This window comes from Brevibacterium sp. H602 (genome assembly GCF_051172395.1).
In the GTDB taxonomy this organism is placed as follows: Bacteria; Actinomycetota; Actinomycetes; order Actinomycetales; family Brevibacteriaceae; genus Brevibacterium.
In genome coordinates this window covers 336,931-359,824 of sequence record NZ_JBPIZD010000001.1, presented here as the reverse complement: position 1 = coordinate 359,824, position 22,894 = coordinate 336,931, and the positions used below count along the sequence as shown (strand labels likewise).

23 protein-coding genes are annotated in these 22,894 nt (G+C 62.9%); 18 read left to right on the top strand and 5 right to left on the bottom strand.

The features are described from left to right. Nucleotide 1: 1 nt before the first annotated feature. On the top strand, nt 2-1,480 hold the full coding sequence (locus ACSBQT_RS01660) for an amino acid permease (RefSeq protein WP_410710240.1): 1,479 nt from the start codon (nt 2-4) through the stop codon (nt 1,478-1,480). Between the two features lie 120 nt (nt 1,481-1,600). Continuing rightward, nucleotides 1,601-2,536: an iron-siderophore ABC transporter substrate-binding protein gene (locus ACSBQT_RS01655; RefSeq protein WP_435000720.1), complete on the top strand. Its 936-nt coding sequence runs from the start codon at nt 1,601-1,603 to the stop codon at nt 2,534-2,536. 49 nt (nt 2,537-2,585) lie between these two features. On the opposite strand, the gene ACSBQT_RS01650 is transcribed toward ACSBQT_RS01655, so the two are convergent. Further along, complete coding sequence (locus ACSBQT_RS01650; protein WP_435000719.1) at nt 2,586-3,044, bottom strand: NUDIX hydrolase; 459 nt, start codon at nt 3,042-3,044, stop codon at nt 2,586-2,588. Nucleotides 3,045-3,137: 93 nt separating this feature from the next. Between ACSBQT_RS01650 and ACSBQT_RS01645 the strand changes: the two genes are divergently transcribed. The 7 genes from ACSBQT_RS01645 (at nt 3,138) to ACSBQT_RS01615 (ending at nt 8,978) form a co-directional block, all read left to right on the top strand. Then, nucleotides 3,138-3,626, top strand: coding sequence for an SRPBCC family protein (locus tag ACSBQT_RS01645; protein ID WP_410710238.1), 489 nt, complete (start codon nt 3,138-3,140; stop codon nt 3,624-3,626). Nucleotides 3,627-3,635: 9 nt separating this feature from the next. Then, complete coding sequence (locus ACSBQT_RS01640; RefSeq protein WP_410710237.1) at nt 3,636-4,424, top strand: alpha/beta fold hydrolase; 789 nt, start codon at nt 3,636-3,638, stop codon at nt 4,422-4,424. Nucleotides 4,425-4,496: 72 nt separating this feature from the next. Next, complete coding sequence (locus ACSBQT_RS01635) at nt 4,497-5,405, top strand: sulfurtransferase (protein ID WP_410710236.1); 909 nt, start codon at nt 4,497-4,499, stop codon at nt 5,403-5,405. Then, the gene (locus ACSBQT_RS01630) at nt 5,405-5,890 is read left to right on the top strand and encodes a SufE family protein (protein ID WP_410710235.1); all 486 of its coding nucleotides are present in this window, start codon (nt 5,405-5,407) and stop codon (nt 5,888-5,890) included. Before ACSBQT_RS01635 ends, ACSBQT_RS01630 begins: the two co-directional genes overlap by 1 nt. A 96-nt stretch (nt 5,891-5,986) precedes the next feature. Further along, nucleotides 5,987-7,054: an iron chelate uptake ABC transporter family permease subunit gene (locus tag ACSBQT_RS01625; RefSeq protein WP_410710234.1), complete on the top strand. Its 1,068-nt coding sequence runs from the start codon at nt 5,987-5,989 to the stop codon at nt 7,052-7,054. A gap of 86 nt (nt 7,055-7,140) precedes the next feature. Further along, entirely contained in the window at nt 7,141-8,154 is a 1,014-nt protein-coding gene (locus ACSBQT_RS01620) for a FecCD family ABC transporter permease (protein WP_410710500.1), read from the top strand. Beyond that, nucleotides 8,151-8,978, top strand: a complete 828-nt coding sequence (locus ACSBQT_RS01615) for an ABC transporter ATP-binding protein (protein WP_410710233.1) — start codon at nt 8,151-8,153, stop codon at nt 8,976-8,978. The genes ACSBQT_RS01620 and ACSBQT_RS01615 overlap by 4 nt, the downstream gene beginning before the upstream one ends. Before the next feature lie 19 nt (nt 8,979-8,997). Here the strand turns inward: ACSBQT_RS01615 and ACSBQT_RS01610 are convergent, their stop codons facing one another. Genes ACSBQT_RS01610 through ACSBQT_RS01600 form a run of 3 tightly spaced genes read right to left on the bottom strand, consistent with a single transcriptional unit; the run spans nt 8,998 to nt 10,805 of the window. After that, nucleotides 8,998-10,008, bottom strand: a complete 1,011-nt coding sequence (locus ACSBQT_RS01610; RefSeq protein ID WP_435000718.1) for a DUF808 domain-containing protein — start codon at nt 10,006-10,008, stop codon at nt 8,998-9,000. Next, nucleotides 10,009-10,329, bottom strand: coding sequence for an META domain-containing protein (locus tag ACSBQT_RS01605; protein WP_410710231.1), 321 nt, complete (start codon nt 10,327-10,329; stop codon nt 10,009-10,011). Then, entirely contained in the window at nt 10,326-10,805 is a 480-nt protein-coding gene (locus ACSBQT_RS01600; RefSeq protein ID WP_435000717.1) for an META domain-containing protein, read from the bottom strand. The genes ACSBQT_RS01605 and ACSBQT_RS01600 overlap by 4 nt, the downstream gene beginning before the upstream one ends. A 246-nt stretch (nt 10,806-11,051) precedes the next feature. On the opposite strand from ACSBQT_RS01600, the gene ACSBQT_RS01595 reads away from it, so the two are divergent. Next, nucleotides 11,052-13,010 (top strand): LPXTG cell wall anchor domain-containing protein, encoded by a 1,959-nt coding sequence (locus ACSBQT_RS01595; protein ID WP_435000716.1) that lies wholly within the window; start codon nt 11,052-11,054, stop codon nt 13,008-13,010. Nucleotides 13,011-13,277: 267 nt separating this feature from the next. Then, complete coding sequence (locus tag ACSBQT_RS01590; protein ID WP_435000714.1) at nt 13,278-15,506, top strand: S1 family peptidase; 2,229 nt, start codon at nt 13,278-13,280, stop codon at nt 15,504-15,506. 75 nt (nt 15,507-15,581) lie between these two features. Here ACSBQT_RS01590 and ACSBQT_RS01585 read toward each other — a convergent pair whose 3' ends face one another. Further along, nucleotides 15,582-16,439 (bottom strand): GNAT family N-acetyltransferase, encoded by an 858-nt coding sequence (locus ACSBQT_RS01585; RefSeq protein WP_435000713.1) that lies wholly within the window; start codon nt 16,437-16,439, stop codon nt 15,582-15,584. Between the two features lie 204 nt (nt 16,440-16,643). Here ACSBQT_RS01585 and ACSBQT_RS01580 point away from each other — a divergent pair, with 204 nt between their 5' ends. From ACSBQT_RS01580 to tpx, 7 genes are all read left to right on the top strand, one after another. After that, nucleotides 16,644-16,859 carry a hypothetical protein gene (locus ACSBQT_RS01580; RefSeq protein WP_435000712.1) on the top strand — a complete coding sequence of 72 codons (216 nt, stop codon included), beginning with the start codon at nt 16,644-16,646 and terminating at the stop codon, nt 16,857-16,859. Between the two features lie 42 nt (nt 16,860-16,901). Further along, complete coding sequence (locus ACSBQT_RS01575; RefSeq protein ID WP_435000711.1) at nt 16,902-17,720, top strand: thioesterase family protein; 819 nt, start codon at nt 16,902-16,904, stop codon at nt 17,718-17,720. Nucleotides 17,721-17,827: 107 nt separating this feature from the next. Next, complete coding sequence (locus ACSBQT_RS01570) at nt 17,828-18,199, top strand: VOC family protein (protein ID WP_264801362.1); 372 nt, start codon at nt 17,828-17,830, stop codon at nt 18,197-18,199. Between the two features lie 55 nt (nt 18,200-18,254). Next, nucleotides 18,255-18,773, top strand: a complete 519-nt coding sequence (locus ACSBQT_RS01565; protein ID WP_435000710.1) for a DinB family protein — start codon at nt 18,255-18,257, stop codon at nt 18,771-18,773. Nucleotides 18,774-18,817: 44 nt separating this feature from the next. After that, nucleotides 18,818-19,825, top strand: a complete 1,008-nt coding sequence (locus ACSBQT_RS01560) for a DUF368 domain-containing protein (protein WP_435000709.1) — start codon at nt 18,818-18,820, stop codon at nt 19,823-19,825. 115 nt (nt 19,826-19,940) lie between these two features. Then, complete coding sequence (locus ACSBQT_RS01555) at nt 19,941-22,136, top strand: bifunctional metallophosphatase/5'-nucleotidase (RefSeq protein ID WP_435000707.1); 2,196 nt, start codon at nt 19,941-19,943, stop codon at nt 22,134-22,136. A 139-nt stretch (nt 22,137-22,275) separates the two neighbouring features. Continuing rightward, nucleotides 22,276-22,776 carry a thiol peroxidase gene (gene tpx / locus ACSBQT_RS01550; RefSeq protein ID WP_139907565.1) on the top strand — a complete coding sequence of 167 codons (501 nt, stop codon included), beginning with the start codon at nt 22,276-22,278 and terminating at the stop codon, nt 22,774-22,776. Nucleotides 22,777-22,894 lie beyond the last annotated feature (118 nt).

Here is a 22,894-nt window from a genome sequence, read left to right as displayed (position 1 = left end):
CATGGGAATGCCAGCCGCCTCGGCGAACGAAGAACGCCGACTCCGACGGGGACTGAAGTCCCGCCACCTGCAGATGATCGCCATCGGCGGTGCCATCGGCACCGGGCTCTTCCTCGGTTCCGGCGGTACGATCTCACAAGCCGGCCCCGGCGGTGCCCTGCTAGCCTACGCCGCGATCGGCATCATGGTCCTCTTCGTCATGCAGTCCCTCGGCGAGATGTCGACCCACCTGCCGGTGGCAGGATCGTTCCACACCTACGGAACCAAATACGTCAGCCCCTCGTTCGGCTTCGCGATGGGCTGGAACTACTGGTTCAACTGGGCGATCACCCTGGCCGCCGAACTCGTCGCCGCCGGCGTCATCATGTCCTTCTGGTTCCCCGACGTGCCGTCATGGATCTGGGCGGCGGTCTTCCTCATCCTGCTGGCCGGGCTGAACTTCCTGTCCGCGAAGGCCTTCGGCGAAGGCGAATTCTGGTTCGCCGCCATCAAGGTCACAGCCGTATTGGCGTTCCTCGTCCTCGGTGTGCTCATGATCGCCGGCATCCTCGGTGGAACCTCACCCGGAGTGAGCAACTGGACGACGGGAGAAGCTCCGTTCGTCGGCGGCTGGATGTCCGTCATCAGTGTGTTCATGATCGCCGGATTCTCGTTCCAGGGAACCGAGCTCGTCGGCGTCACCGCGGGGGAGTCGGAGAACCCGCGCAAGGACATGCCGCGCGCCATCCGCACCGTGTTCTGGCGCATCATGCTCTTCTACATCGGCGCCATCGCCGTCATCGGCTTCCTCCTGCCCTATACCGACCCGTCGCTGCTGGCCTCGGCGAACAACGAGGACATCACGGCCTCACCGTTCACCCTCGTCTTCGAACGCGCCGGAATCGCCGTGGCCGCCGGAATGATGAACGCCGTCATCCTCACCGCCATCCTCTCCGCCGGCAACTCCGGCCTCTACGCCTCCACCCGCATGCTCTACGCCATGGCCAAAGAGGGAACCGCGCCGAGGCTGTTCGCCCGTCTCAACGAACGCGGAGTCCCCGTCATGGCGCTGCTGGCCACCGCCATGATCGGCCTGTTCGGATTCCTCACCGAGATCATGGGCGACGGTGGGGCCTATACCTGGCTGATGAACGTCTCCGGACTCTCCGGCTTCATCGTCTGGGTCGGCATCGCATGGTGTCACTTCCGGTTCCGCCGCGCCTATGTGCGGCAGGGGCACAGTGTTGCGGACCTGCCCTACCAGGCGCCGCTGTTCCCGATCGGGCCGGTCATCGCGCTCATCATGCTCATCGTCGTCATCATCGGCCAGAACGTGCAGGCCATCGTCAACGGCCAGCTGCTCCAGGTGGCCAGCGCCTATGCCGGGCTTCCCGCGTTCCTGCTCCTGTGGGTCATCCACCGCATCGTCACCGGCCGACGCTCACGCATGGTCGCCCTCGATGACATGGACGTCGAGGGACTTGAGATCAAGGCGTCCTGACCCGGGGGTCGCTTCTCGCCGAGGCGGCCTCGCGGTGGGAATCACACCACCGGAGAAATGAGTTAAGCTAGGCTCGCCTAACTACTCAAGAAGGATTCCATGCGCCGTATTCTCGCCCCAGTGATTGCCTCTGTCCTCGTCCTCGCCGGCTGCGGCGGAGGAGGGGGCACAGCCGAGGAAGCCTCGGGTCCCACCGTCGAAACGAAATTCGGCGCCGTCGAGGTGCCTGCCGATCCGCAGAGGGTCGTGGCTCTGGGGTGGGGTGATGCCGAGACCGCGCTGGCGCTCGGCGTCCAGCCCGTCGGTGCCTCCGACTGGGTCGAATTCGGCGGCACGGGCGTCGGCCCCTGGGCCGAGGATCTCTACGACGAAGCTCCGGAGATCATCGAGACGATGGAACCCGACTACGAGGCCATTGCCGCGCTCGAGCCCGACGTCATCCTCGATACGAACAGCTCCGGAGAGAAGAAGCGCTACGACCGCCTCTCCGAGATCGCTCCGACGGTCGGAGTTCCCGAAGGCGGCGACAACTACCTGACGACGATGGACCAGCAGGTCGAGCTCGTCTCCCAGGCACTCGGCAAGGCCGACGACGGGAAGAAGCTGCTCGACGACCTCGACAAGACCTACGCCGATGCGCGCGAAGCTCATCCGGAGTTCAAGGACAAGTCCGTGACCGTGGCAGCGAAGACCTCCGAGGGCTGGGGTGCCTATGTCGAGGAGTCAGGTCGTGTGCAGGTCATGGAGCAGCTCGGCTTCAAGCAGTCCGAGACGATTGCGGGAATGAAGGCCGAAGGCTTCTCCGTTCCGATCTCCGAGGAGAACCTCGATCAACTCGACGCAGACCTGCTTCTGACGTTCCCGATCTACATCGAGGACAAGGAAGTCACCGAGGATGCTGCCTACAAGCGCATCCCGGCCGTCGAAGACGGACACGACTTCGTTCTGACCAAGGACAACGACGACATCCGCAAGGCGTTCTCACTCAACTCGATCCTCTCGGCCGAGTACACCGCGGAGCAGCTCCCGGGACTCATCGCCGACAAGGTGAAGTAACCGACTGACGAGCGCTGCTGCGCGCCCCTGCGCAGAACTTAAGCAGAACTCACACGGCGGCACGCCACGCATCGAGGCCGAGGTCGATGATGCGGGCGTGCCGCACACTTTGCAGCGAATCGATCGGCAGCCATTCCGCCCGATCCGTCGTCCCATCGACTTCGAGAGTGCCCAGGGTGCCCCCGATGATCCGAGCCTCATAGACGACGCGGGCTCCTTTGAAGGGGCGAGCCGTCGAGTCGCCGAAAGCCGGATTGCGACGTGACTCCGTGAATGAATGTGTGGTCAGGGGGCGGATCAGTTCGGCGTCGAAGCCGGTCTCCTCCTTGATCTCCCGGATCGTGCCCGCTTCGATGCTCTCGTCGAACTCGATTCCGCCGCCGGGCAGCGTCCAGATCGCGTGCAGGCGGTCCTTCCCGCCGTTGAACCAGCTGAGTAGGATTTCGTCGTCGTCATTGACGATGACCGCGTAACCGGCAAGTCGAGTGTCGTATTCGGAGAAGTGCATGACCTCACCCTACCCGCGTCGACACCGGTCACCGATGAATGAAGTCGGCACGGATCTCTTGTTCGGCGGCACGCGGATGCATACTGTGAAGACATGAGCGAACAGCCGCAGACGCCGAACGACAGGCTCGTCCGTACCCGCACGATCCCCGCCTCCGTCGACCAGATCTTCACACTGCTGTCCGACCCGCGACGCCACCATGAGACCGAACCCGGCGACTGGGTCCGCGGCGCCATCGACGGCGCCCCCATCACGGAAATCGGCCAGGTGTTCTCCATGGACATGTATCTCGATGTCGTGGGCGGGGCCTACCGCGTCGACAACACCGTCACCACCTTCGATCCTCCGCACGCCATCGCCTGGGACCCCGGCCAGGCCGACGAATCCGGCCGGATCGTTCCGGGAGGGTGGAGATGGCGCTACGACCTCACTGCGTCCGACGCCGGCACCGAGGTGACTCTGACCTATGACTGGTCCGCAACGACCGAAGCCACCCGGGAGGAATTCGGCGGCTTCCCTCCGTTCCCTGCCGAATTCCTCGACGCCTCACTGGAGAGCCTCGAACGTGCCGTCACGGGCTAGGCTGGGATCGTGACCACCATCAACAGCACTCGAATCGGCGAATCCGGGCGCCTGGTCGTCTTCCTCCACGGCCTGTTCGGCCGAGGCAAGAACTTCACCCGCATCGCCAAGGACATCGAGCCCGAATTCTCCAGCCTGCTGATCGACCTGCCCAACCACGGCGAGTCCGAATGGACCGAGACCTTCGACTATGTCGAGCTCGCCGATGCCGTGGCAGCCCATATCGCCGAGGCGGTCGACCCCGACGATCAGCCCGTGCACCTGGTCGGACATTCCCTCGGCGGAAAAGTCGCCATGGTGCTCGCCCTGCGCCACCCGGAACTCATCGACCGCCTCGTCGTCGTCGACATCGGCCCCAACGCCGGCGGGTCCACCGGAGTCTTCGACCATCTGCTCTCCAGCCTCGCCGCCCTCGACCTCGACCGGATCGAATCGCGCACCGACGCGGATGAGGCGCTTCGGGACCCGATCCCCGAGGCCGCGATCAGGGGATTCCTGCTGCAGAACCTGCGCCCCACCTCGGCGGGGTATTCCTGGCAGCCCAACCTCGCGTTGCTGCATTCGAGCCTCGACGTCATCGGGGGCTTTCCGGACATGGGCGATGCCGTCTTCGACCATCGGGTCCTCTGGATCGCCGGTGAGAGATCGGACTATGTCGACCGTGCCGACCTGCCGCAGATGCGCAGCCTGTTCCCCCGCACCACCCTTCTCACGGTCAAGGGCTCGGGACATTGGGTGCATTCGGAGAAGCCGCGGGAGTTCGTCTCAGCACTGACGGCATTCCTCAGCCGCCCCTGAAAAGGAATATGCTGAACGCGCTCGACGTTGCCACAGCGAGCACAATTGGACCCAAACTCTCAGGAGGAATGCGTGAGCACTTCGATCCCGGCCGATCCCGCAGAGAAGTTCGCCGAATACGCGGACGGAACCCGACTGGTCAGCACCGATTGGGTCGCTGAGCATGCAGGCGATCCCGGACTCGTCATCGTCGAAAGCGACGAAGACGTGCTGCTCTACGAGACGGGGCATATTCCCGGAGCGGTCAAGGTCGATTGGCACACGGAACTCAACGACCCGGTCACCCGTGACTACGTCGACGGCGAAGGATTCGCCGCACTCATGTCCGCCAAGGGCATCTCGCGCGATGACACCATCGTCATCTACGGCGACAAGTCCAACTGGTGGGCCGCCTACGCGCTGTGGGTCTTCACTCTCTTCGGCCACGAAGACGTCCGCCTCATGGACGGCGGTCGCTCGAAATGGCAGGCCGAGGGCCGCGAATTGACCACGGACAAGCCGCAGCCTGTGCCCACCGAATACCCCGTCGTCGAACGCGACGATTCAGTCATCCGCGCCTTCCTGCCCGAGGTCCGCGACAGCCTCGGCGACCTGCCGCTCATCGACGTGCGCAGCCCGGAGGAATACACCGGCGAACGCACCCACATGCCCGCCTACCCGGAGGAAGGCGCACTGCGCGGTGGCCATATTCCCGGCGCGAAGTCGATGCCCTGGGGCAAGGCAGCCAACGAAGACGGCACCTTCAAGTCCGCCGCCGAACTCAAGGAGCTCTACACCGAGCAGGCAGGGCTGGGCACCAGCGACGAGGTCATCGCCTACTGCCGGATCGGCGAACGCTCCAGCCACACCTGGTTCGTCCTCAAGCACCTCCTCGGATACGAGAACGTGCGCAACTACGACGGCTCCTGGACCGAATGGGGCAATGTCGTCGGCGTGCCGATCGTCACCGGAGCCGAGCCCGGAGAGGTGCCCGGACGCTGATGACCGAGACGACGACGCCCAAGACCGACGATCTGCCGGAGGCGCTGGCAGAGATCGTCACGGATTTCGCCGAAACCCCGGCCGACGAGCGCCTCCAGGTGCTGCTGGAGTTCGCGACGGACCTTCCCGACCTGCCGGAGAAGTACACGGACCATCCGGAGCTGCTCGAGCCCGTGCCCGAATGCCAGTCACCGATCTTCCTCGTCACCGAGGTGGCCGACCCCGAGGCGGGGGAGCGGGCGGAAGTGCGCCTGCACTTCTCGGCACCTCCGGAAGCACCGACCACGCGCGGCTTCGCCGGGATCCTGCACGAAGGACTCGACGGAGCCAGCGCCGAGGCGATCCTGTCGGTTCCAGCCGACCTGCCCCTGCGGCTGTCGATGTCGGAGATCGTCAGCCCGCTGAGGCTGCGCGGAATGAGCGGAATGCTCTCGCGGATCCAGCGGCAGGTGTCCGAGAGGATCGGCAAGATCACAGCCGAGTGAGATCTCTTTCGCTTGGCTGAGGTGGTCCAGTGAGTTACAGTGTGGTTAGCCTGCCCTTAGTCACTTGACCGCCACCTCACTCAAAGGACCACCTCGATGACCGGTTCCGCCACCTCTGCCGAGGCGAAACCGCATACCGACACCGGTCATCCGACCGGTGGGAGCCTGCGGACCAGAAGAGTGCTGGGGCTGGTCGCAGCGATCATTGCGCTCGTCGTCGTGATCGCAGCCTCCCTGGCGATCGGCGCCAGGGATATGCCGCTCTCGGAAGTCCTCGCAGCCCTGTTCGCACCCACCGGCAGCGACGATCAGCTCGTCGTCCTCGAATTGCGCCTGCCGCGGACCGTGCTCGGCATCCTCGTCGGCATGGGATTGGGCCTGGCCGGCGGTCTCATCCAAGCCCTGACGCGCAACCCCCTGGCCGATCCGGGAATCCTCGGTGTCAACGCCGGTGCGTCCTTGGCGATCACGATCGGGGTCGCATTCTTCGGGATCTCCTCGATCACCGGGTACATCTGGTTCGCGTTCGCAGGAGCCCTCGTCGCCACCGTCGGCGTCTATGTCATCGGGTCCGCGGGTCGCAGTCGCACGGTCGATCCGATCCGCCTGACTCTGGCCGGAGTCGCCGTCGCCGCTGTGCTCACCGGACTGACCAAAGCGATCCTGCTGACCAACGAACGCGCCTTCGACGCCTTCCGATCCTGGGACGTCGGCGCAATCGCCGGCCGCGATTTCGATACGATCACCACGATCCTGCCGTTCATGGTCATCGGCACTGTGCTCGCACTGGCACTGTCCCACTCACTCAACGCTGTGGCCCTCGGTGACGACCTGGCCGCCAGCCTCGGCACCTCGGTCAACCGCACCCGAGTGCTCTCCATCCTCGCCGTGACCCTTCTTGCCGGAGCGGCCACGGCCGCTGCCGGACCGATCGGATTCATCGGCCTGATGATTCCGCACATCGCCCGGTGGATCGTCGGTCCCGACCAGCGTTGGATCCTCGGCTACTCAGTCGTCCTGTCACCCATTCTGCTCTTGGCCTCTGACGTCATCGGCAGAGTCGTGATGAAACCCGGCGAACTCCAAGTCGGAGTCGTCACCGCGTTCGTCGGTGCTCCGGTGCTCATCGCCCTTGTCCGTCGAAAGAAGGCGAGCGGCCTGTGAAGACCACCCACCTCGCGGTTCCCGACCGCAGCCTCACCGCGCACCCGCATGCACTGCCGGGGGAGAAAGTCGACTTCGGCCGGCCCATGCTGCGCATCTTCGGATTCCGCATCGACCTGCGGGTCGTCATCACTGCCGGAATCATTACTCTTCTGGCACTGGCCTGCGGTTTCGCCGGTCTTATGCTCGGCAAGTTCTCGCTGACTCCGACCGAAGTGTTCCAGGGCCTGTTCGGTGCCGCCGAGAAGCGCATCGTCAACACCGTCGTCGGGGAGTGGCGGGCACCGCGCATCATCGCCGGCATCGTCCTCGGTGCCGGACTCGGAGTCTCCGGAGCCGTGTTCCAATCGCTGACACGCAATCCTCTCGGCTCTCCGGACATCATCGGCTTCTCCACCGGTGCCTACACCGGCGGCATCGTCACGATCATCGTCTTCGGCACGAGCTTCGTCTCCACCGCGGCGGGCGCGATCATCGGCGGGCTTCTGACCGCCGTGGTCGTCTACCTGCTCACGTGGAAGGGCGGGGTGCAGGGCTTCCGGCTCATCATCGTGGGCATCGCCCTGACGGCGATGCTCAACGCCTTCAACACCTGGCTGATCATGCGCGCCGATCTCGAGCTCGCCATGGCCGCTGCCACCTGGGGTGCCGGCACCCTCAACGGAATGGGCTGGTCGACGATCGCACCGGCGGCTGTGGCCACGATCGTCCTCGGCCTGGCCTGCGGACTCTTCTCCCGAGATCTCGGCACCCTGGAACTTGGCGACGATACGGCGAAGGCCCTGGGCGTACGCAACGAGCCCATCCGTGCCGTTCTCATCGTCATCGCCGTCGCCCTCGTCGCCGTGGTCACGGCCGCAGCCGGACCTATCGCCTTCGTCGCCTTGGCCGCACCGCAGATCGGGCGGCGGATCGCGCGGGCACAGGGCACCAGCCTGTTGACCTCTGCGGCGGTCGGAGCGCTGCTCCTCGTCGCCGCGGACCTCATCGCCCAGCATGCGTTCGGTGACATCCAGCTGCCCGTCGGCGTGATCACCGTGAGCATCGGCGGCATCTACCTCATCTGGCTCCTCATCCAAGAAGCTCGGAAGGCATCATGAGCATTCCCCACCCTGCAGGCGCAGCCTCACCGCTGATCGCCGAGAGCCTCGATCTGGCCTATGACCAGCGCCAGATCGTCAGCGATCTCGACGTGAGCATTCCCGACGGAAAGTTCTCGATCATCGTCGGCCCCAACGCGTGCGGCAAATCAACCCTGTTGCGGGCCCTCGCGCGATTGCTGCCGCCGGCGAAAGGAACTGTGCTTCTCGATGGGAACAACATCGAGAAGATGAAGACGAAGAAGATCGCCCAGCGGTTGGGTCTTCTCCCGCAGTCGTCCATCGCCCCGGACGGGATCACGGTCGCCGAGCTCGTCTCCCGCGGTCGCCATCCGCATCAGTCTTTCCTGCGCCAGTGGACCGACGCCGATGAAGCGGCTGTGCTGTCGGCGCTGCGGGCGACGAACACCGAAGATCTGTCCTCGCGGCTCGTCGACGAGCTCTCCGGCGGTCAGCGCCAGCGCGTCTGGGTGGCCATGGTGCTCGCCCAGGAGACATCCCTCCTCCTGCTCGACGAACCGACGACCTTCCTCGACGTTGCCTACCAGATCGAGCTGCTTGACCTGTTCTCCCAGCTCAACCACGAATACGGGCACACGCTGGTCGCCGTCCTCCACGACCTCAACCAGGCCTGCCGTTACGCTGACGAGATCATCGCCATGAAGAACGGTTCGATCGTCGCTCAGGGTGCTCCGGAGACGATCATCACCTCGGAACTCGTCAACGAGGTCTTCGGCATCGACTGCACAGTCATCGACGATCCGGTCACGGGTGCTCCGATGATCGTGGCGGGAGCGCCGAAGAAGACCTTCGCTCAGCGCTGAGCCGGAGTCGACCGGACGACTACGTTCGGGACTGATCTGAGTGCGGCCCCGCCTCGGCGGGCGCGTGCGTGCCATCCGAAGAGCTCTTGCCTTTGAAGAGCGCTTTGACCCCGAAGATCACGCCGACGACGATGCCTCCCCAGATCGCACCGAGGATGAGGGAGAAGAACGTGTTGACGAGCCATCCCAGGAAACCGCCGATGACCGCGATCGCGGCGACGGGCTCTTCGAGGTGGTGGACGAAGCCGTAGAGGGCGTGGAAGCCGAGCTCATCGGTGCCGACGAGGATGATGTGGCCTCCGACCCACAGCATGGCGAAGGTGCCCACGACGGAGAGCAGTGCGAGCAGCTTCGGCATAGCCTCGACGAGGAACCGTCCGAACTTCTGCTGCCCGGGCGCGTCCTTCTTCGCCATATGCAGCCCGATGTCATCCATCTTCACGATGAGCGCGACGACACCGTAGACACCGACGGTGATTCCGAGACCGACGATAGCGAGGATGATGGCACGGCTGGTCAGGGACTCGCCAGCCACCTCGTTGAGGGCGATGACCATGATCTCGCAGCTGAGGACGAAATCGGTGGTGATGGCCGATCGCACAACTTTCTTCTCTGCCGCCTTGCCATCGGTTGTCTGCTCTGAGGCCGGGGTGTCTTTCTCGTGGTGGGCGATCCAACCGAGTTTCTCGAAGACCTTCTCGGCACCCTCGTAGCACAGGTAGGTGCCGCCGATCATGAGCAGAGGGGTGAGGAGCCAGGGCAGAAATTGGCTGAGCAGCAGAATGATCGGGAGGATGATGACGAGCTTGTTGAACAGTGATCCCAGGGCGATGCGCTGGATGATCGGAAGCTCGCGCTTCGGGTCCACTCCTTCGACGAACTTCGGTGTCACTGCCGCATCGTCGATGACGACGCCCGCGGCTTTGGCACTGGCTCGCGATGCACCCGCGGCGACATCGTCGAGGCTGGCAGCCGAAAGCTTGACCAGCGCGGCCACATCGTCGAGGAGCGCGATCAGACCCCCGGCCATCTAACGACCGCCGAGCTTGTGAGTGGTGCCCGGGGGCTGACGGTGAAGATCACCGAGGTGGTTGTCCGCAGCATCGAAGAGCTGCAGACGATCGCCATCGGGTTCGACCCTCCTGGCTTTGGGAACCCAAGTGATCATTCCGGGAGCGGCCTTGAGCGTCATCATCGAGGACTTGATCATCAAACCCTCGGGTTCAGCCGACCACGAGGTCACAAGGTTGTTGGCGCCGTCGCTGCCACGCAGTGAGCCGTCCTCGGAGAATTCGAGGAAGGCTCGTTCGTTCGTCTCGGCAATCCAGCGGCCGATGAGTTCTTGTGTCATTTGTCTTCCTTCTCCAGTCCGCCGATGACTTTTCCGTTGCTGTCTTTGACCTTCATGACATTGCCTTCGATAGTCGCAGTTGAGGCTTTGCTCAGCCATGTGTCGACGCCGGCGCAGGCTTTCTGGGTCGACATGAAGGAGTCGATGGCGATCTCGTCGCCTTCGACTTTCCAGCTGGTGACGATCGCGTTGCAGCCGTCAGAGCCTTCGAGCGAGCCGTCTTCAGCGAATTCGAGGAACGGATCGCCCTTTTCCGGTGAGGTCCACTTGCCGGTGGGATCCAGCTTTGAGGCGTCGTTGCTGGGTGAAGTGGTTTCGCTGGATTCGGTAGGGGACGGAGAGCTTGGATTCCGTGGGTCGTTACCGGTGTCACAGGCTGCCAACGGCAGGGTGAGCGCAAGGGCAGCAAGTCCGAGCGCGAGCCTCGAGGTGGGTCTCGTAGGGTCCAGGGTGCGAAGCATTGTGTGGTTCGGCATGCCCCCGATCATAACGGCACCGTTTTCGAGCGGCCTGGCAGAACACAGGACAGCTTGTGCAGTCCGACTTCTGTAAGTTGTGTTCACCTGCGACATTGATGGTTTTTGCATTGCGTCGTGATCAAACCGTAACCTTTCACACGGTTGGAAATCTGACGCCGGAAGCATGAACCGCCGAGTCGCGGCGAAGCCTGTTGACGGGGTCGGGCAATCGAAGCATCGACAACGATCAAGGGAATCAACCTTATGCAGAAGAAACTCGTGCAGAGTTCGCTGGCCATCAGCGCCGCTGCGGCGCTGGGCCTGAGCGGCGCGCTCGTCGCCTCGCCGGCGATGGCTGACAACGCCCCGCAGAAGCTGGACCTCCAGAGTGAAGCTCACGTCCAGAAGGCACTGTCCGGCATCGAAGGCGTCAACGCCTACGGCACCGACGGCGGCGAGCTCAGCATCGGCGTTGCCAAGAAGACCGACGAGATCAAGAAGCTCGAAAAGAAGTACCAGAACATCAAGGTCACCGAGGGCATCAAGGAACTGAAGCCCTACGCGAAGAATGACCTCGTCGGCGGTGCCGGCTACCTGGTCAAGGCTGGCGAGGGCGGCGGAGCCTGCTCGACTGGCTTCTCCGGCTGGGACGGAGACGGCAAGCCCGTCGTCCTCACCGCCGGACACTGCTCGAAGATCATCAACGAGCAGACCAACGAGTTCGACGGAGACACCACTGTCGACCAGACTGAGAAGCCCTCGATCTCTCAGGCAAACGGCGGAGAAGGCTTCCAGGCCTCCGGCAACGGCGTCATCGGCAAGTGGGGCTTCGCCAACTTCGGCGGCGACCTGCTCGAAGGTGCCGACTCGGACAACTGGCCTGAGCCCAGCGCGTCCGACATCGACTTCGCTGTGATCAATGTCGATGAGTCGAAGTACAACGTCAAGAACGGCATCACCGACTGGTCGACCGCCGATTCGGACGATCTGGCTAAGTCGACCACCGAGATCACCGAGGTCGGCGCGCATAAGGACGGCTCCATCAGCAAGTCCGGTCGTACCACCGGCAAGACCGAGGGCGAGGTTCTGCCGCGTTCGGAGTACGACTTCGACTACCAGAACGTCGGCGGTCGCTGGGTCCACGGATTCGGCGTGACCGCTCCGATCGACAAGCCCTTCTCGCAGCCGGGCGACTCCGGTGGCGGCGTCTACCAGGGCAATACTGCTGTGGGTGTCATCTCCGGCGGCGGCAACCTCGACGCGAACACCTCGTTCACCTGGGTTGCCGACCTGGATCACTCGCTCGAGGAGTCCGGCACGGACTTCAACCTCGAGAAGCCGGGCGAGGAGACCCCTGAGGCTCCTGCCGCTCCGAAGGCCGAAGACCAGACAATCGAACCTGAGGGCAAGGTCAAGGGCAAGGCCGAGGCCGGCGCCGAGGTCGAGGTCAAGTGGGAAGCCGCTGAAGGCGAAAAGGGCACCCAGGCCAAGTCACAGGCCGAGAACGGTTCTGAGACCGTCAAGGCCGACAAGGATGGCAACTTCTCCGTCGAAGGCCCCGAGGCCGAAGGCGAGTACAACTTCACTGCGACTGCGACCGTCGATGGACAGGAGTCCAAGACGACCGAATTCGACGTGACCGTTGAGAAGGACGAGTCCGAGACTCCTGCTCCTGCCGAGCGTGAGATCAGCATCGATCCCAAGCAGATCGCGGCTTCCGACTTCGTGAAGGAAGACAACGGCGTGACGATCACGGTCAAGGGCTTCGAAGAGGGCGAGGAGGTCAACCTCGAGGTTGCCAGCGGACCCGAAGGCGTCGAAGGCATTGAGCTGGAAGAGACCGCCAACGAGAACGGTGCTGCCGCATTCTCGATCTACGGCACCAGTGCCGAGAACCCCGAGGCCTACCTCGGCAAGTATGACGTCGAGGTCACCGGCGCCAACGACACCGAGGACGAGTCGGCACTGACCGGTTCGTTCGAGGTTGTCGCTGACGAAGACGGATCCGGCGGCGGATCCGGTGGCGACGATGACGGAAACAACGACGACGGCAACGCCGATGGCGGAGCTGGCGACGGAAACGACGATGACGGAAACGGTGACGGCGGTTCTGACCTGCCTCGCACCGGTGCCGAGCTGACCGGCTTGGCTGCCGGAGCCGGACTGCTCCTCGTCGGTGGAGCCGCAGTGGTTCTGACCATGCGTCGCAAGAACAACAACTGAGTACAGGGATGCTGACCGTCTGACGGTCTGCTGAGCTGGCACTGACGATGCCCCCGGTCTTCTGACCGGGGGCACCGTCTATTCATGGGGGCGGTCTCCTGGAAGATGCCGGCAAGTCACTTTGTACATCTGCTGAAGTTTCGGTCATTAAGTTCACAGTTTTGGGCGTACTTTTTTGGTAGTTCCTGAGAGCGGCCCGTAACCTTATCGTGACTTAGGTCATCTACTTGTGACAATTGATCCCTCAGAACAGAGAGACAACAACTTATGCAGAAGAAACTCGTGCAGAGTTCGCTGGCGCTGGCAACCGCGACAGCACTCGGCCTCGGCGGCGCGTTCGTCGCTGGGCCGGCCGTCGCTGACAACGGTCCGCAGAAGCTGAATGTGCAGAGCGAAGCGGCAGTGCAAAAGGCCCTAGACAAGGCATCCGGCGTGAATGCTTACGGTGCCAAGAACGGCAAGCTCACCATTGGTGTGGATAAGGCCGATAAGAACACCGAGAAACTTGAGCAGGATTTCTCGAACGTCAAGGTCGTCGAGGGAATCAAGGAACTCAAGGCCTACGCCGGCAACGACCTGGTCGGCGGTGCAGGATACCTCGTCAAAGCGGGCGCGGGCGGCGGAGCGTGCTCGACCGGTTTCTCCGGATGGGATGCGGACGGCAAGCCGATCGTGCTCACGGCCGGTCACTGCGCCAAGATCATTAACCAGACTACCAATGAGTTCGAGGGCGACACGATCGTCAACGAAACCGAGCAGCCGTCGACTGCTCCCGCCAAGGGTGGCGAGGGAGGAGTACAGTCGGGACTTGGTATCATCGGCACGTGGGGCTACCACAAGTACGGCGGAGAATTGGTTCCTCCGGGCTCAGATGCTCAGCCCAAAGCCGACGATATCGATTTCGCGGTTATCAATGTCGATGCCTCGAAATACAACGTCAAGACCGGTGTGACTGACTGGTCGACCGCCGGCGAAGACGATCTCGGTGCGAAGCTCGCTACCGACATCACCGAGGTCGGCGCCCACAGCGAAGGTACCGTTCAGAAGGCTGGCCGAACTACCGGGCTGACCGAGAACGAGACGTGGACTGTCTACAACGAGGAGTTCGAGTTTACCAAGGTCAGCGGACGCTTCGTCCACGGCTTTGGCGTCAAGGCGCAGGAGGGCGATCCGTTCTCCGCTCCAGGAGATTCCGGTGGCGGCGTATTCCAGGGTGAGACTGCAGTCGGAGTCATTTCCGGTGGCGGTCCCGCAACGGATGAGAACGGCGACGCAATTGACTTCAGCTGGGTTGCTGATCTCGACTACTCGCTCGAGAAGTCCGGACAGAAGATCTCCTTCACCGACCCGAACGAAGAACCTCCAGGTGAGGACGACAAGGACGCAGATGCTTCGGCCGCTGCCGACGGCGAAGATGCAGATGCTTCGGCCGCTGCCGACGGTGAGGACGCAGATGCTTCCGCCGCGGCTGAGGGCGACGATGCCAACGCTTCCGACAACGCTGACGCAGACGCCAAGGAAGCCGACGCTTCGTCCGCTGCAGAAGGCGACGACGCTGAAGCTTCGGCCGACGCAGACGGAGCAGAGGCTGATGCTTCCGCTGCCGCTGATGGTGATGACGCCGATGCATCCGCTGCCGCCGACGGCAAGGATGACAAGGCCGATTCCGACGCTGACGGTGACGAGAAGCCTGAAGCTCCCAAGGTCGGAGATCAGACCGTCGTTGAAGGCGGAAAGATCACCGGTAAGGCTGCTCCGAACGCTGAAGTGAAGCTGACCTGGAAGCCGGCTGGCGATGCCCAGGCGGGTTCGGCTCAGGCACAGGCCGCACCGGCTGAAGGCAGCGTCACGGTCAAGACCGATGCTGACGGAAACTTCGCCACCGAGGCTCCTGCTGAGGCCGGCGAGTACGCCTACTCCGCCACGGTTACCGCTAACGGACAGACCTCGGAAGCAGCCAACTTCATGGTGACTGTCCAGGCTGCCGAGGCCGATCGCAACCTGACCGTCGAGCCGAAGGAGATCTCCGCTTCGAACTTCGTGAAGGAAGACAAGGGCGTTCAGATCACCGCTGAAGGCTTCGAAGAGGGCGAGAACGTCACCCTCGAAGTTGTTGCCGGTCCTGAAAACGTCGAGGGCATCACCCTCGAAGAGACCGCTAACGCTGACGGAGTCGTCGGATTCTCGATCTACGGCACCAGCGCCTCGAACCCCGAGGCCTACCTCGGTAAGTACGACCTCGAGGTCACTGGCGCCAACGACACCGAAGACGAAGATGCCCTCACCGGCTCCTTCGAAGTTGTTGCCGACGAAGACGGCAACGGCGGCGGCGACGACGGTGACGACAACGGCAACGATGATGGAAACGGTGACGGCGGCGGATCTGATCTGCCTCGCACCGGTGCCGAGCTGACCGGCCTGGCTGCCGGAGCCGGACTGCTCCTCGTCGGTGGAGCCGCTGTTGTTCTGACCATGCGTCGCAAGAAGAACAACTGAAACACACTCTGACAGTCACTCGTTGACCGACTGAGAGAAAGTGCCCCTGGCCCGAAGGCCAGGGGCACTTTCATGTCAGCGGAGGAAAGCACGGACCGCTGCCTCTGCAGACGGGGCGGCCTCGCTGAAGCCGAGCGTCGTGTAGAACTCAGCCAGTCCGGGATCGGCGTCGGTGAGCAGGACGGTCTGCCGGACATCGGTGAAAGGTTCGAGGACGCGAGCGACGAGTTCAGCCCCGAGGCCGCGCCGCTGCATTCCTGGATCGACGAGGACATCTTGGAGGTAGACAAGTGTTCCGAAGTCGCTGACCACGCGCGCCAATCCGACGAGCAGCTCTGCCTGGTGAGCACAAACCACGTGCGAAGAATTGAGGACACTGCGGACCAGTCGTTCCGGGGCGTTCGTGTACGCCGACCATCCGACTGAGTTGTAGAGCGCGAGCATCTCACTGCGCGATGGTGGAGTATTCGACGAATACGTGATCCCGGCACGAGTCTGCTCACGGAAATGACGGCGATCGTGCCAGTGCAGCTCATGGACGACGCCTGTCTCCCATTCCTCGCGCAGGATCGCATAGCCGACCGAATCCAGCGGATCGCTGCCGATTACAGGCCACGAGCGGCGATAGTGAGCTTCTTTCGTCCAGCCCGCCCGGTCGAAAACCGACCTCATGGCGTGATTGTCTTCGCGGGTCTGACCCTCCAACCGATTTGCTCCCGTGGTGGAAAAGACATGAGCGGTAATGGCGGTCAATGCCTCAATGCCGAAGCCCCGGCCTCGAAATCGCGAGGCTAATCGGAGGTCGAACATCCGGGTCTCGTCACGAAGACCCTCGAGGCGGACGATGCCGATCCGGCCACGCTCGCTGTGTACGAGCCAGAACGTCTCGGTCTCCTCACTGTTGAAGTAGCCGTCCCCGATCCGTTCGCGCACTTCTTCCTTCGACTAGACGGACAACTTGGCGTGAAAGGGGAACTGTTCCGTGGTGTAGAGATCAATAAGATGATCATCGTGGTAGCCATGTGGATCGACCCGGGTCAGCTTCACACTCATGCGCTTAGACTAATCGGTGAGTGCTCACAGCAACTCAACGCAGAGTTGAAAGCGTCAAGGTGCGCCCGACGAAGGAGTCCAGACATGAGCCTTGAAGATGACCCATTCGACTACCAAGTCACCAAATCCGGAATCCTCCTCATTCGCCGAGGCGGCCGCACCGTCATGGAGCTCGGCGGCAAGAATGCTGCCGCACTCATCCCCAAACTCGGCCGAGATGACGACACCGACCAGCAGCTGTTGGCACGGGCGACAGGAAACTATCGCCACGGCAACGAACGACAGGCTGGTCGGCATTGAATCTGGCTGGACGTTCGTTCAGTTGTTGGTACTGTATGTGATATGAGTCAATCGACCGTCAGTGAGTTCTCACAGGCCACCGCAGTCACCCGTCAAGGCGACCACAGCTTCACCGCCGACCTCGACGCCGGCTGGAAAGTCGCCGGAGCCGTCAACGGAGGCTACCTCCTCGGAGTCGCCGGACAAGCCCTGCGGGCCGTCAACCCGAGCACCCCGGACCCCCTCGTCATCTCCACCTTCTATCTCGGACCGAGCAGAGAAGGTCCGGTCGACATCACCACGCGCTCACTGCACGAAGGCCGATCGACGGCGAGCTACGGCATCGAACTCTCCCAGAACGGGGCACCGACGATCTCGGCGATGGCCACGATGGGCAACCTCGGCGAGCTTCCCGACGATGTCGGCACGACAGCCACGCCGCCCCAGCTGCCCCCACCGGAAGAATGCGTCGGTGTCGCCGAAGCCAGCGAGGACTTCAAGAAGGCGGCGCCGCTCATCGAACGGTTCGATATGCGCCTCGACCCGGCTACCGCAGGATTCGCGGTCGGCAAACCCAGTGGTCGCGGAGTGCTGCAAGGTTGGATTCGGTTCATCGACGGGACCGACCCGGACCCGCTGTCATTGCTGACTTTCCTTGATTCGTTTCCGCCGGTGATGTTCGACCTCGGTCGCTTCAACTGGGCGCCGACGATGGAACTGACCGCACACGTCCGCGCCTTGCCCGCTCCGGGCTGGATCAGCGCGCGACTGTCCACTCGGAACATCGCCGGCGGAATGTTCGAAGAGGACTGCGAACTGTGGGACTCGGCCGGTCGCCTCGTCGCTCAGTCGCGGCAGTTGGCGCGCCAGCCCCGCGGGTGACGCGACGATGACGGCGGATAACCGCCGATGACGGCTTCGACGTGTCGTGTCAGTGGGGTGCTCTAGAGTCGGGTCAACACCTATCCGACTGCGAAAGGACCGCGCTCATGGCGTCGCTGGCATCTTTGAGCATCACCTTCGACTGCCTCGATGTGGAAGCACAATCGATCTTCTGGGCAGACCTTCTCGGTGCCGACATCGATCCCGGCGCCAACGAGTTCGTCGCGAGCATCGGGGGAGTCCACAACAGCGAGTCACCGACCCCGGGAATGCTCTTCCTCAAGGTCGACGAACGGGCAGAAGGGAAGAATCCGCTGCACATCGACCTCGACGATCCGGACTATCCGGCGGACGTCGACCGCGCGGTCTCCTTGGGCGCACAGAAGCTCGCGTCTTTCGACGAGTATGGGATCGAATGGACGACTCTGAAAGATCCCGAAGGAAATCTCTTCGACATCGGTCGGCGAAAACTAGACTGAACCTCATACGCCTGGTTCGAACATCAGGCCGTCTGCATGATCAGAGAGGCTCAGCATGACCCTGCCATTGACCGATCCGAGCAACTCCCCGAACGAACGTCGTGGGCTCGAAGAATTCGTCGAGTACTTCCGACAGGTGATCCGTCGCAAGGTCGATGGGCTGACGCCCGAGCAGCTCGACCACACCGTGGCCTCATCGTCCCTGACGATCGGCGGCATCCTCCGTCATCTCACGCTCGTCGAGGAGAGCTGGTTCGTCGAAGTACTGCAGGGCCGAGAGCTGGGGGAGCCGTGGTCGGGAGTCGACTGGGCCTCCGACCGCGATTGGGACTTCGAGTCCGCGTCCGGAATGACCGCGGACGAGCTCCTGGCCGACCACGAGCACGCCTGTGAGAAGTCACGTGAAATCCTCGCCGAGGTGGCCGACCTCGACACCCTCACCGAACGAGGTAACCGTGACGGAGAGAAATTCAACGTTCGCTGGATCCTCATCCATCTCATCGAAGAATACGCACGACATGCAGGTCATGCGGACATCCTGCGCGAAGACATCGATGGTGAGATCGGCGACTGAGTCGCGACTCATCTGCGTGGAGTGGATCAAATAAGCTGGGAGGTATGACGAACACCCCGCCGACCGATACCGACACTGCGCCGAAAAGATCCAAAGCGCTCCTCCCGCTCGACCTGATCCGCGGTTTCCTCATCGGCAGCGCCGAACTCGTCCCCGGAGTCTCTGGGGGAACCATCGCTTTGGTCACCGGAGTCTACGACCAGCTCATCGACTCCGCAGCCCACGTCGTTGCGGCAGCGAAGACTCTCGTGACAGGACCGAACCGTGTCGCGGGAGCGCTGGCAGAGCTGCGGCGCACCGACTGGTTCCTCGTCATTCCTGTTCTGTTGGGCATGGCCGCGGCAGTGTTCACCATCGCCGGTGTCATGGAAGGCTTCGTCACCGGCAACCCCGAACTCTCACGCGGGCTGTTCTTCGGACTCGTCGCCGCGAGCATCGCGGTGCCGTTGCGGATGCTGCCGGCACGGTCCTCGCGACAGCCCGCGCTCCTCGGTACTCTTGCCTTCATCGCCGCCGCCGCTCTCGCATTCTGGATGACGAGTCTGGCCGGAGGGGCAGACGTGGAGAACCCGCCGCTCATCGCAGTCTTCTTCGTCGCCTCGATCGCCGTCTGCGCACTCGTCGTTCCCGGAGTATCCGGATCGTTCTTCCTGCTGGCAGTCGGCATGTACTCGACGACGCTGCGTGCAGTCGACGCCCGTGATTTCGGGTACCTCGGAATCTTCCTGCTCGGCGCGATCCTCGGCCTGGCGGTCTTCGTCAATATCCTCAAGTACTTCCTGCACAACCACCGGTGGTGGACTCTCATCGTCATGGCCGGCCTGATGTTCGGGTCCCTGCGTGCGCTCTGGCCCTGGCAGTCTTCTGCCGAGGTGGGCGCCGACGGTGAAGAGCACGGAGCGGGCGGCCTGCTGGCCCCCGTTGATCCGGTACTCGGTCCGATCCTGCTCGCGGTCCTCGGCGCGGCGGTCGTCGTCATCCTCATCATCGTCGAATCGAAATTTGCGTCTGCGAAGGGTGAGGCAGGTGGAGCCGATTCCGCCACAGCGTGAACGCAAGAGAATTTGTGCAAATTTCTCTCAAGATCCATCCAGAAAACGATCAGCGTCCACTAGGGTAAGAGAGTTGGATCACTTTCATCCTCTTTGACCAGTCTTCTGGAGACTCATGCGTCTGCGCACCCTGACCTCGTCCACACTCGCCCTCGCACTCATCATCACCGGCCCTGCAGCCGCCTCCGCGACCGGCCTCGGCAGTGCCGATGCCCCCGCCGGCTCTCAGGCGGCGACGACCGGAGAACTGACACTGTTGGCGACCACCGACGTCCACGGCAACGTACTCAACTGGGACTACTTCGCGAACAAGCCCTATCCGGCAGGGGAGGAGCTGGGCATGTCCCGAGCCTCGACTCTCATCAAGGGAGTGCGTGAGGACAAAGGTGCCGATTCCGTGCTCCTCGTCGACAATGGTGACTCGATCCAAGGCAATCCTTTGGCCTATTACTTCGCCAAACAGGAACCGATCACGACGAGCGGCCCAACCCACCCGCTGGCCAAGACCTACAACCACCTGGGATACGACGCGCAGGTCGTCGGCAACCACGAATTCAACTACGGACTCGATCTGCTGGCCACCTACCGCGACCAGGTCGACTTTCCGCTGCTCGGAGCCAATGTCATCGACGATGCCGACGGACAGTCCCATTTGGACCCGTATGCGATGGTGGAAAAGCAGGTCGATGGTGAGACGATCACCGTCGGTGTGCTCGGCGTGACCACTCCCGGCAGCCGCATCTGGGACAAGAACAATCTGTCCGGGAAGGTGCACTTCGACGATCCGGTCGAGACGGCACAGAAGTACGTGCCCGAGATGAAACAGAAGGGCGCAGACGTCATCGTCGTACTGTCCCACTCTGGCAAAGATCCGAAGGGACAGAGCTGGGATCCGGACGAGCTGCAGGAGAACGTCAGCACTTCGGTAGCGAAAGTGCCCGGAGTTGATGTCCTCGTCGCCGGCCATACTCATCAGAACGAACCCAGTCAGGTCGTGACCCGTGACGACGGCACCCAGGTGCTCATCACCCAACCGAACTATTGGGCACGGTCGGTATCCGAGGTGGGACTGCCGATCAACCTTGACACCCACCACGTCGACTGGGGCGAGACCACGCCGCACGCAGATGCTCTTGCCACCCAAGGGGAGGTCGCCGAGGACCAGGAGATCAAAGACCTTGTCGATGAGCAGCACCAGACCACGATCGACTACGTGAACACGAAGATCGGATCGGTCACCGAAACGTTGTCGGCGAAGACCTCCTACTATGAAGACACGGCAATCCTCGACTTCATCTCCCACGTCCAAACCGAGACGGTTGAAGAAGGGCTGAAGGGAACGGACTATGCCGATCTTCCCGTGATCTCGCAGGCGTCACCCTTCAGCCGCACCGCAGAGTTCCCCGCCGGCGACATCACGATCCGAGATGTGGCCGGACTCTACGTCTACGACAACACTCTTGCCGGAGTCGAGATTAACGGTGCTCAACTGCGCGACTATCTCGAATACTCGGCACGCTATTTCAAACAGACCGATGAAGGCGCCGAGTTCGACCCGGTCGACGGCACGAACGCGATCGACGAAGTCTCGGAATCTCCGATCCCGGACTACAACTACGATGCTCTGGCCGGAATCGACTACGACATCAATGTCTCCAAACCGACCGGGGAGAGGATCGAGAACCTCACGCAGGCCGACGGCAGCGAAATCGGAGACGATGACCGGTTCATCCTCGCCATCAACAACTATCGTCAGTCCGGTGGTGGCGGCTACCCGGTCGACGGACTCAAGGAGGTCTACAACGAACAGGTCGAGGTGCGTCAGGCACTTATCGACTGGGCGGAAGAGAAGCAGATTGTCGACCCCGCCGATTTCTTCGACGAGAACTGGCAAGTCGTCACCAGCAGCCGCGCGCCCGGCGGAGACGATGACGATTCCGGCGACAGCGAGGATTCCGACAGCTCCGGCGAAGACACTGCCGAGGCAGGCTCGAATGCGTCCGCTGGAGCCGAGTCCGATGCCGGTGGGGCCTCCGACGGCGCGAGTTCCGGGAGTGCTGGAAGCGCTGCCGGGGAGGACGACGCCGGAGAATCAACATCCGAGAACGACGGCTCGACGAACAGTGCATCGGACGGCAATGCTGAAGGCGGCGCCGACGGTCGTGAAGCTGACGGTTCGGCAACCGGCGCAGGCGACGGGGCCGACCTGCCGCGGACCGGCTTCGAACTTGCCACAAGCATCGGCATCGCTGCTGCGATCATCGCACTCGGTTCGGCACTCGTGGTCGTCTCACGCCGCCGTCGTCGCTGAGCGGCAGTCTGCCATCCGTGGTATTCATCAATCCGAGGGCAGGAGAAAGTCCGGTCGCTGTTCGTCGTGTTCCCCTCGGCACCGTCTGACGTAGAGTGAGGGTGACAGCAGTCAGCTCTGAAGAAGGAGAGAGTCAAGCATGGCCAACACAGCGTTTCAGGGATCTCCGGTCAAGACCGTCGGCGAACTGCCCGCAAAGGGCGAACAGGCCCCTGCATTCAGCCTCGTCGGTGCCGACCTCGGTGATGTGAACTCACAGGACACCTCGGGCAAGCGTGTCGTGCTCAACATCTTCCCCAGCCTCGATACGGGAGTGTGCGCCGCCTCGGTGCGCAAGTTCAACGAACTCGCCTCTGGCCTGGAGAACACCACTGTTCTCTGCGTGTCCAACGACCTTCCGTTCGCCCAGGCACGCTTCTGCGGCGCTGAAGGCATTGAGAACGTCGTGACGGCGTCGGGATTCCGCAGCTCGTTCGGCAAGGATTTCGGTGTGACCATGGTCGACGGTCCGCTCGCCGGTCTGCTCGCCCGGTCCGTTGTTGTCCTCGACGAGAAGGGCACCGTGACCTACACCCAGCTCGTTGACGAGATCACCACCGAACCCGACTACGACTCGGCGATCGCAGCTCTGGGAGCCTGATCTTCTCCCGCGAGTCGAAGGTTCGACTCGTGAAGTACGAACCGGGTGGGACGCACACGCGTCCCACCCGGTTGTTCTCTATCAGCAGCGTGCCGGTCGAAGTGGTTCGGAGCACCGG

Bases quoted from the DNA above. Each gene is read 5' to 3' on its own strand.
- ACSBQT_RS01660 (WP_410710240.1), top strand. From the start codon at position 2: ATGGGAATGCCAGCCGCCTCGGCGAACGAAGAACGCCGACTCCGACGG.
- ACSBQT_RS01650 (WP_435000719.1), bottom strand. From the start codon at position 3,044: ATGCACTTCTCCGAATACGACACTCGACTTGCCGGTTACGCGGTCATC.
- ACSBQT_RS01645 (WP_410710238.1), top strand. From the start codon at position 3,138: ATGAGCGAACAGCCGCAGACGCCGAACGACAGGCTCGTCCGTACCCGC.
- ACSBQT_RS01630 (WP_410710235.1), top strand. From the start codon at position 5,405: ATGACCGAGACGACGACGCCCAAGACCGACGATCTGCCGGAGGCGCTG.
- ACSBQT_RS01625 (WP_410710234.1), top strand. From the start codon at position 5,987: ATGACCGGTTCCGCCACCTCTGCCGAGGCGAAACCGCATACCGACACC.
- ACSBQT_RS01620 (WP_410710500.1), top strand. From the start codon at position 7,141: ATGCTGCGCATCTTCGGATTCCGCATCGACCTGCGGGTCGTCATCACT.
- ACSBQT_RS01615 (WP_410710233.1), top strand. From the start codon at position 8,151: ATGAGCATTCCCCACCCTGCAGGCGCAGCCTCACCGCTGATCGCCGAG.
- ACSBQT_RS01610 (WP_435000718.1), bottom strand. From the start codon at position 10,008: ATGGCCGGGGGTCTGATCGCGCTCCTCGACGATGTGGCCGCGCTGGTC.
- ACSBQT_RS01605 (WP_410710231.1), bottom strand. From the start codon at position 10,329: ATGACACAAGAACTCATCGGCCGCTGGATTGCCGAGACGAACGAACGA.
- ACSBQT_RS01600 (WP_435000717.1), bottom strand. From the start codon at position 10,805: ATGCCGAACCACACAATGCTTCGCACCCTGGACCCTACGAGACCCACC.
- ACSBQT_RS01595 (WP_435000716.1), top strand. From the start codon at position 11,052: ATGCAGAAGAAACTCGTGCAGAGTTCGCTGGCCATCAGCGCCGCTGCG.
- ACSBQT_RS01590 (WP_435000714.1), top strand. From the start codon at position 13,278: ATGCAGAAGAAACTCGTGCAGAGTTCGCTGGCGCTGGCAACCGCGACA.
- ACSBQT_RS01580 (WP_435000712.1), top strand. From the start codon at position 16,644: ATGAGCCTTGAAGATGACCCATTCGACTACCAAGTCACCAAATCCGGA.
- ACSBQT_RS01575 (WP_435000711.1), top strand. From the start codon at position 16,902: ATGAGTCAATCGACCGTCAGTGAGTTCTCACAGGCCACCGCAGTCACC.
- ACSBQT_RS01570 (WP_264801362.1), top strand. From the start codon at position 17,828: ATGGCGTCGCTGGCATCTTTGAGCATCACCTTCGACTGCCTCGATGTG.
- ACSBQT_RS01565 (WP_435000710.1), top strand. From the start codon at position 18,255: ATGACCCTGCCATTGACCGATCCGAGCAACTCCCCGAACGAACGTCGT.
- ACSBQT_RS01560 (WP_435000709.1), top strand. From the start codon at position 18,818: ATGACGAACACCCCGCCGACCGATACCGACACTGCGCCGAAAAGATCC.
- ACSBQT_RS01555 (WP_435000707.1), top strand. From the start codon at position 19,941: ATGCGTCTGCGCACCCTGACCTCGTCCACACTCGCCCTCGCACTCATC.
- tpx (WP_139907565.1), top strand. From the start codon at position 22,276: ATGGCCAACACAGCGTTTCAGGGATCTCCGGTCAAGACCGTCGGCGAA.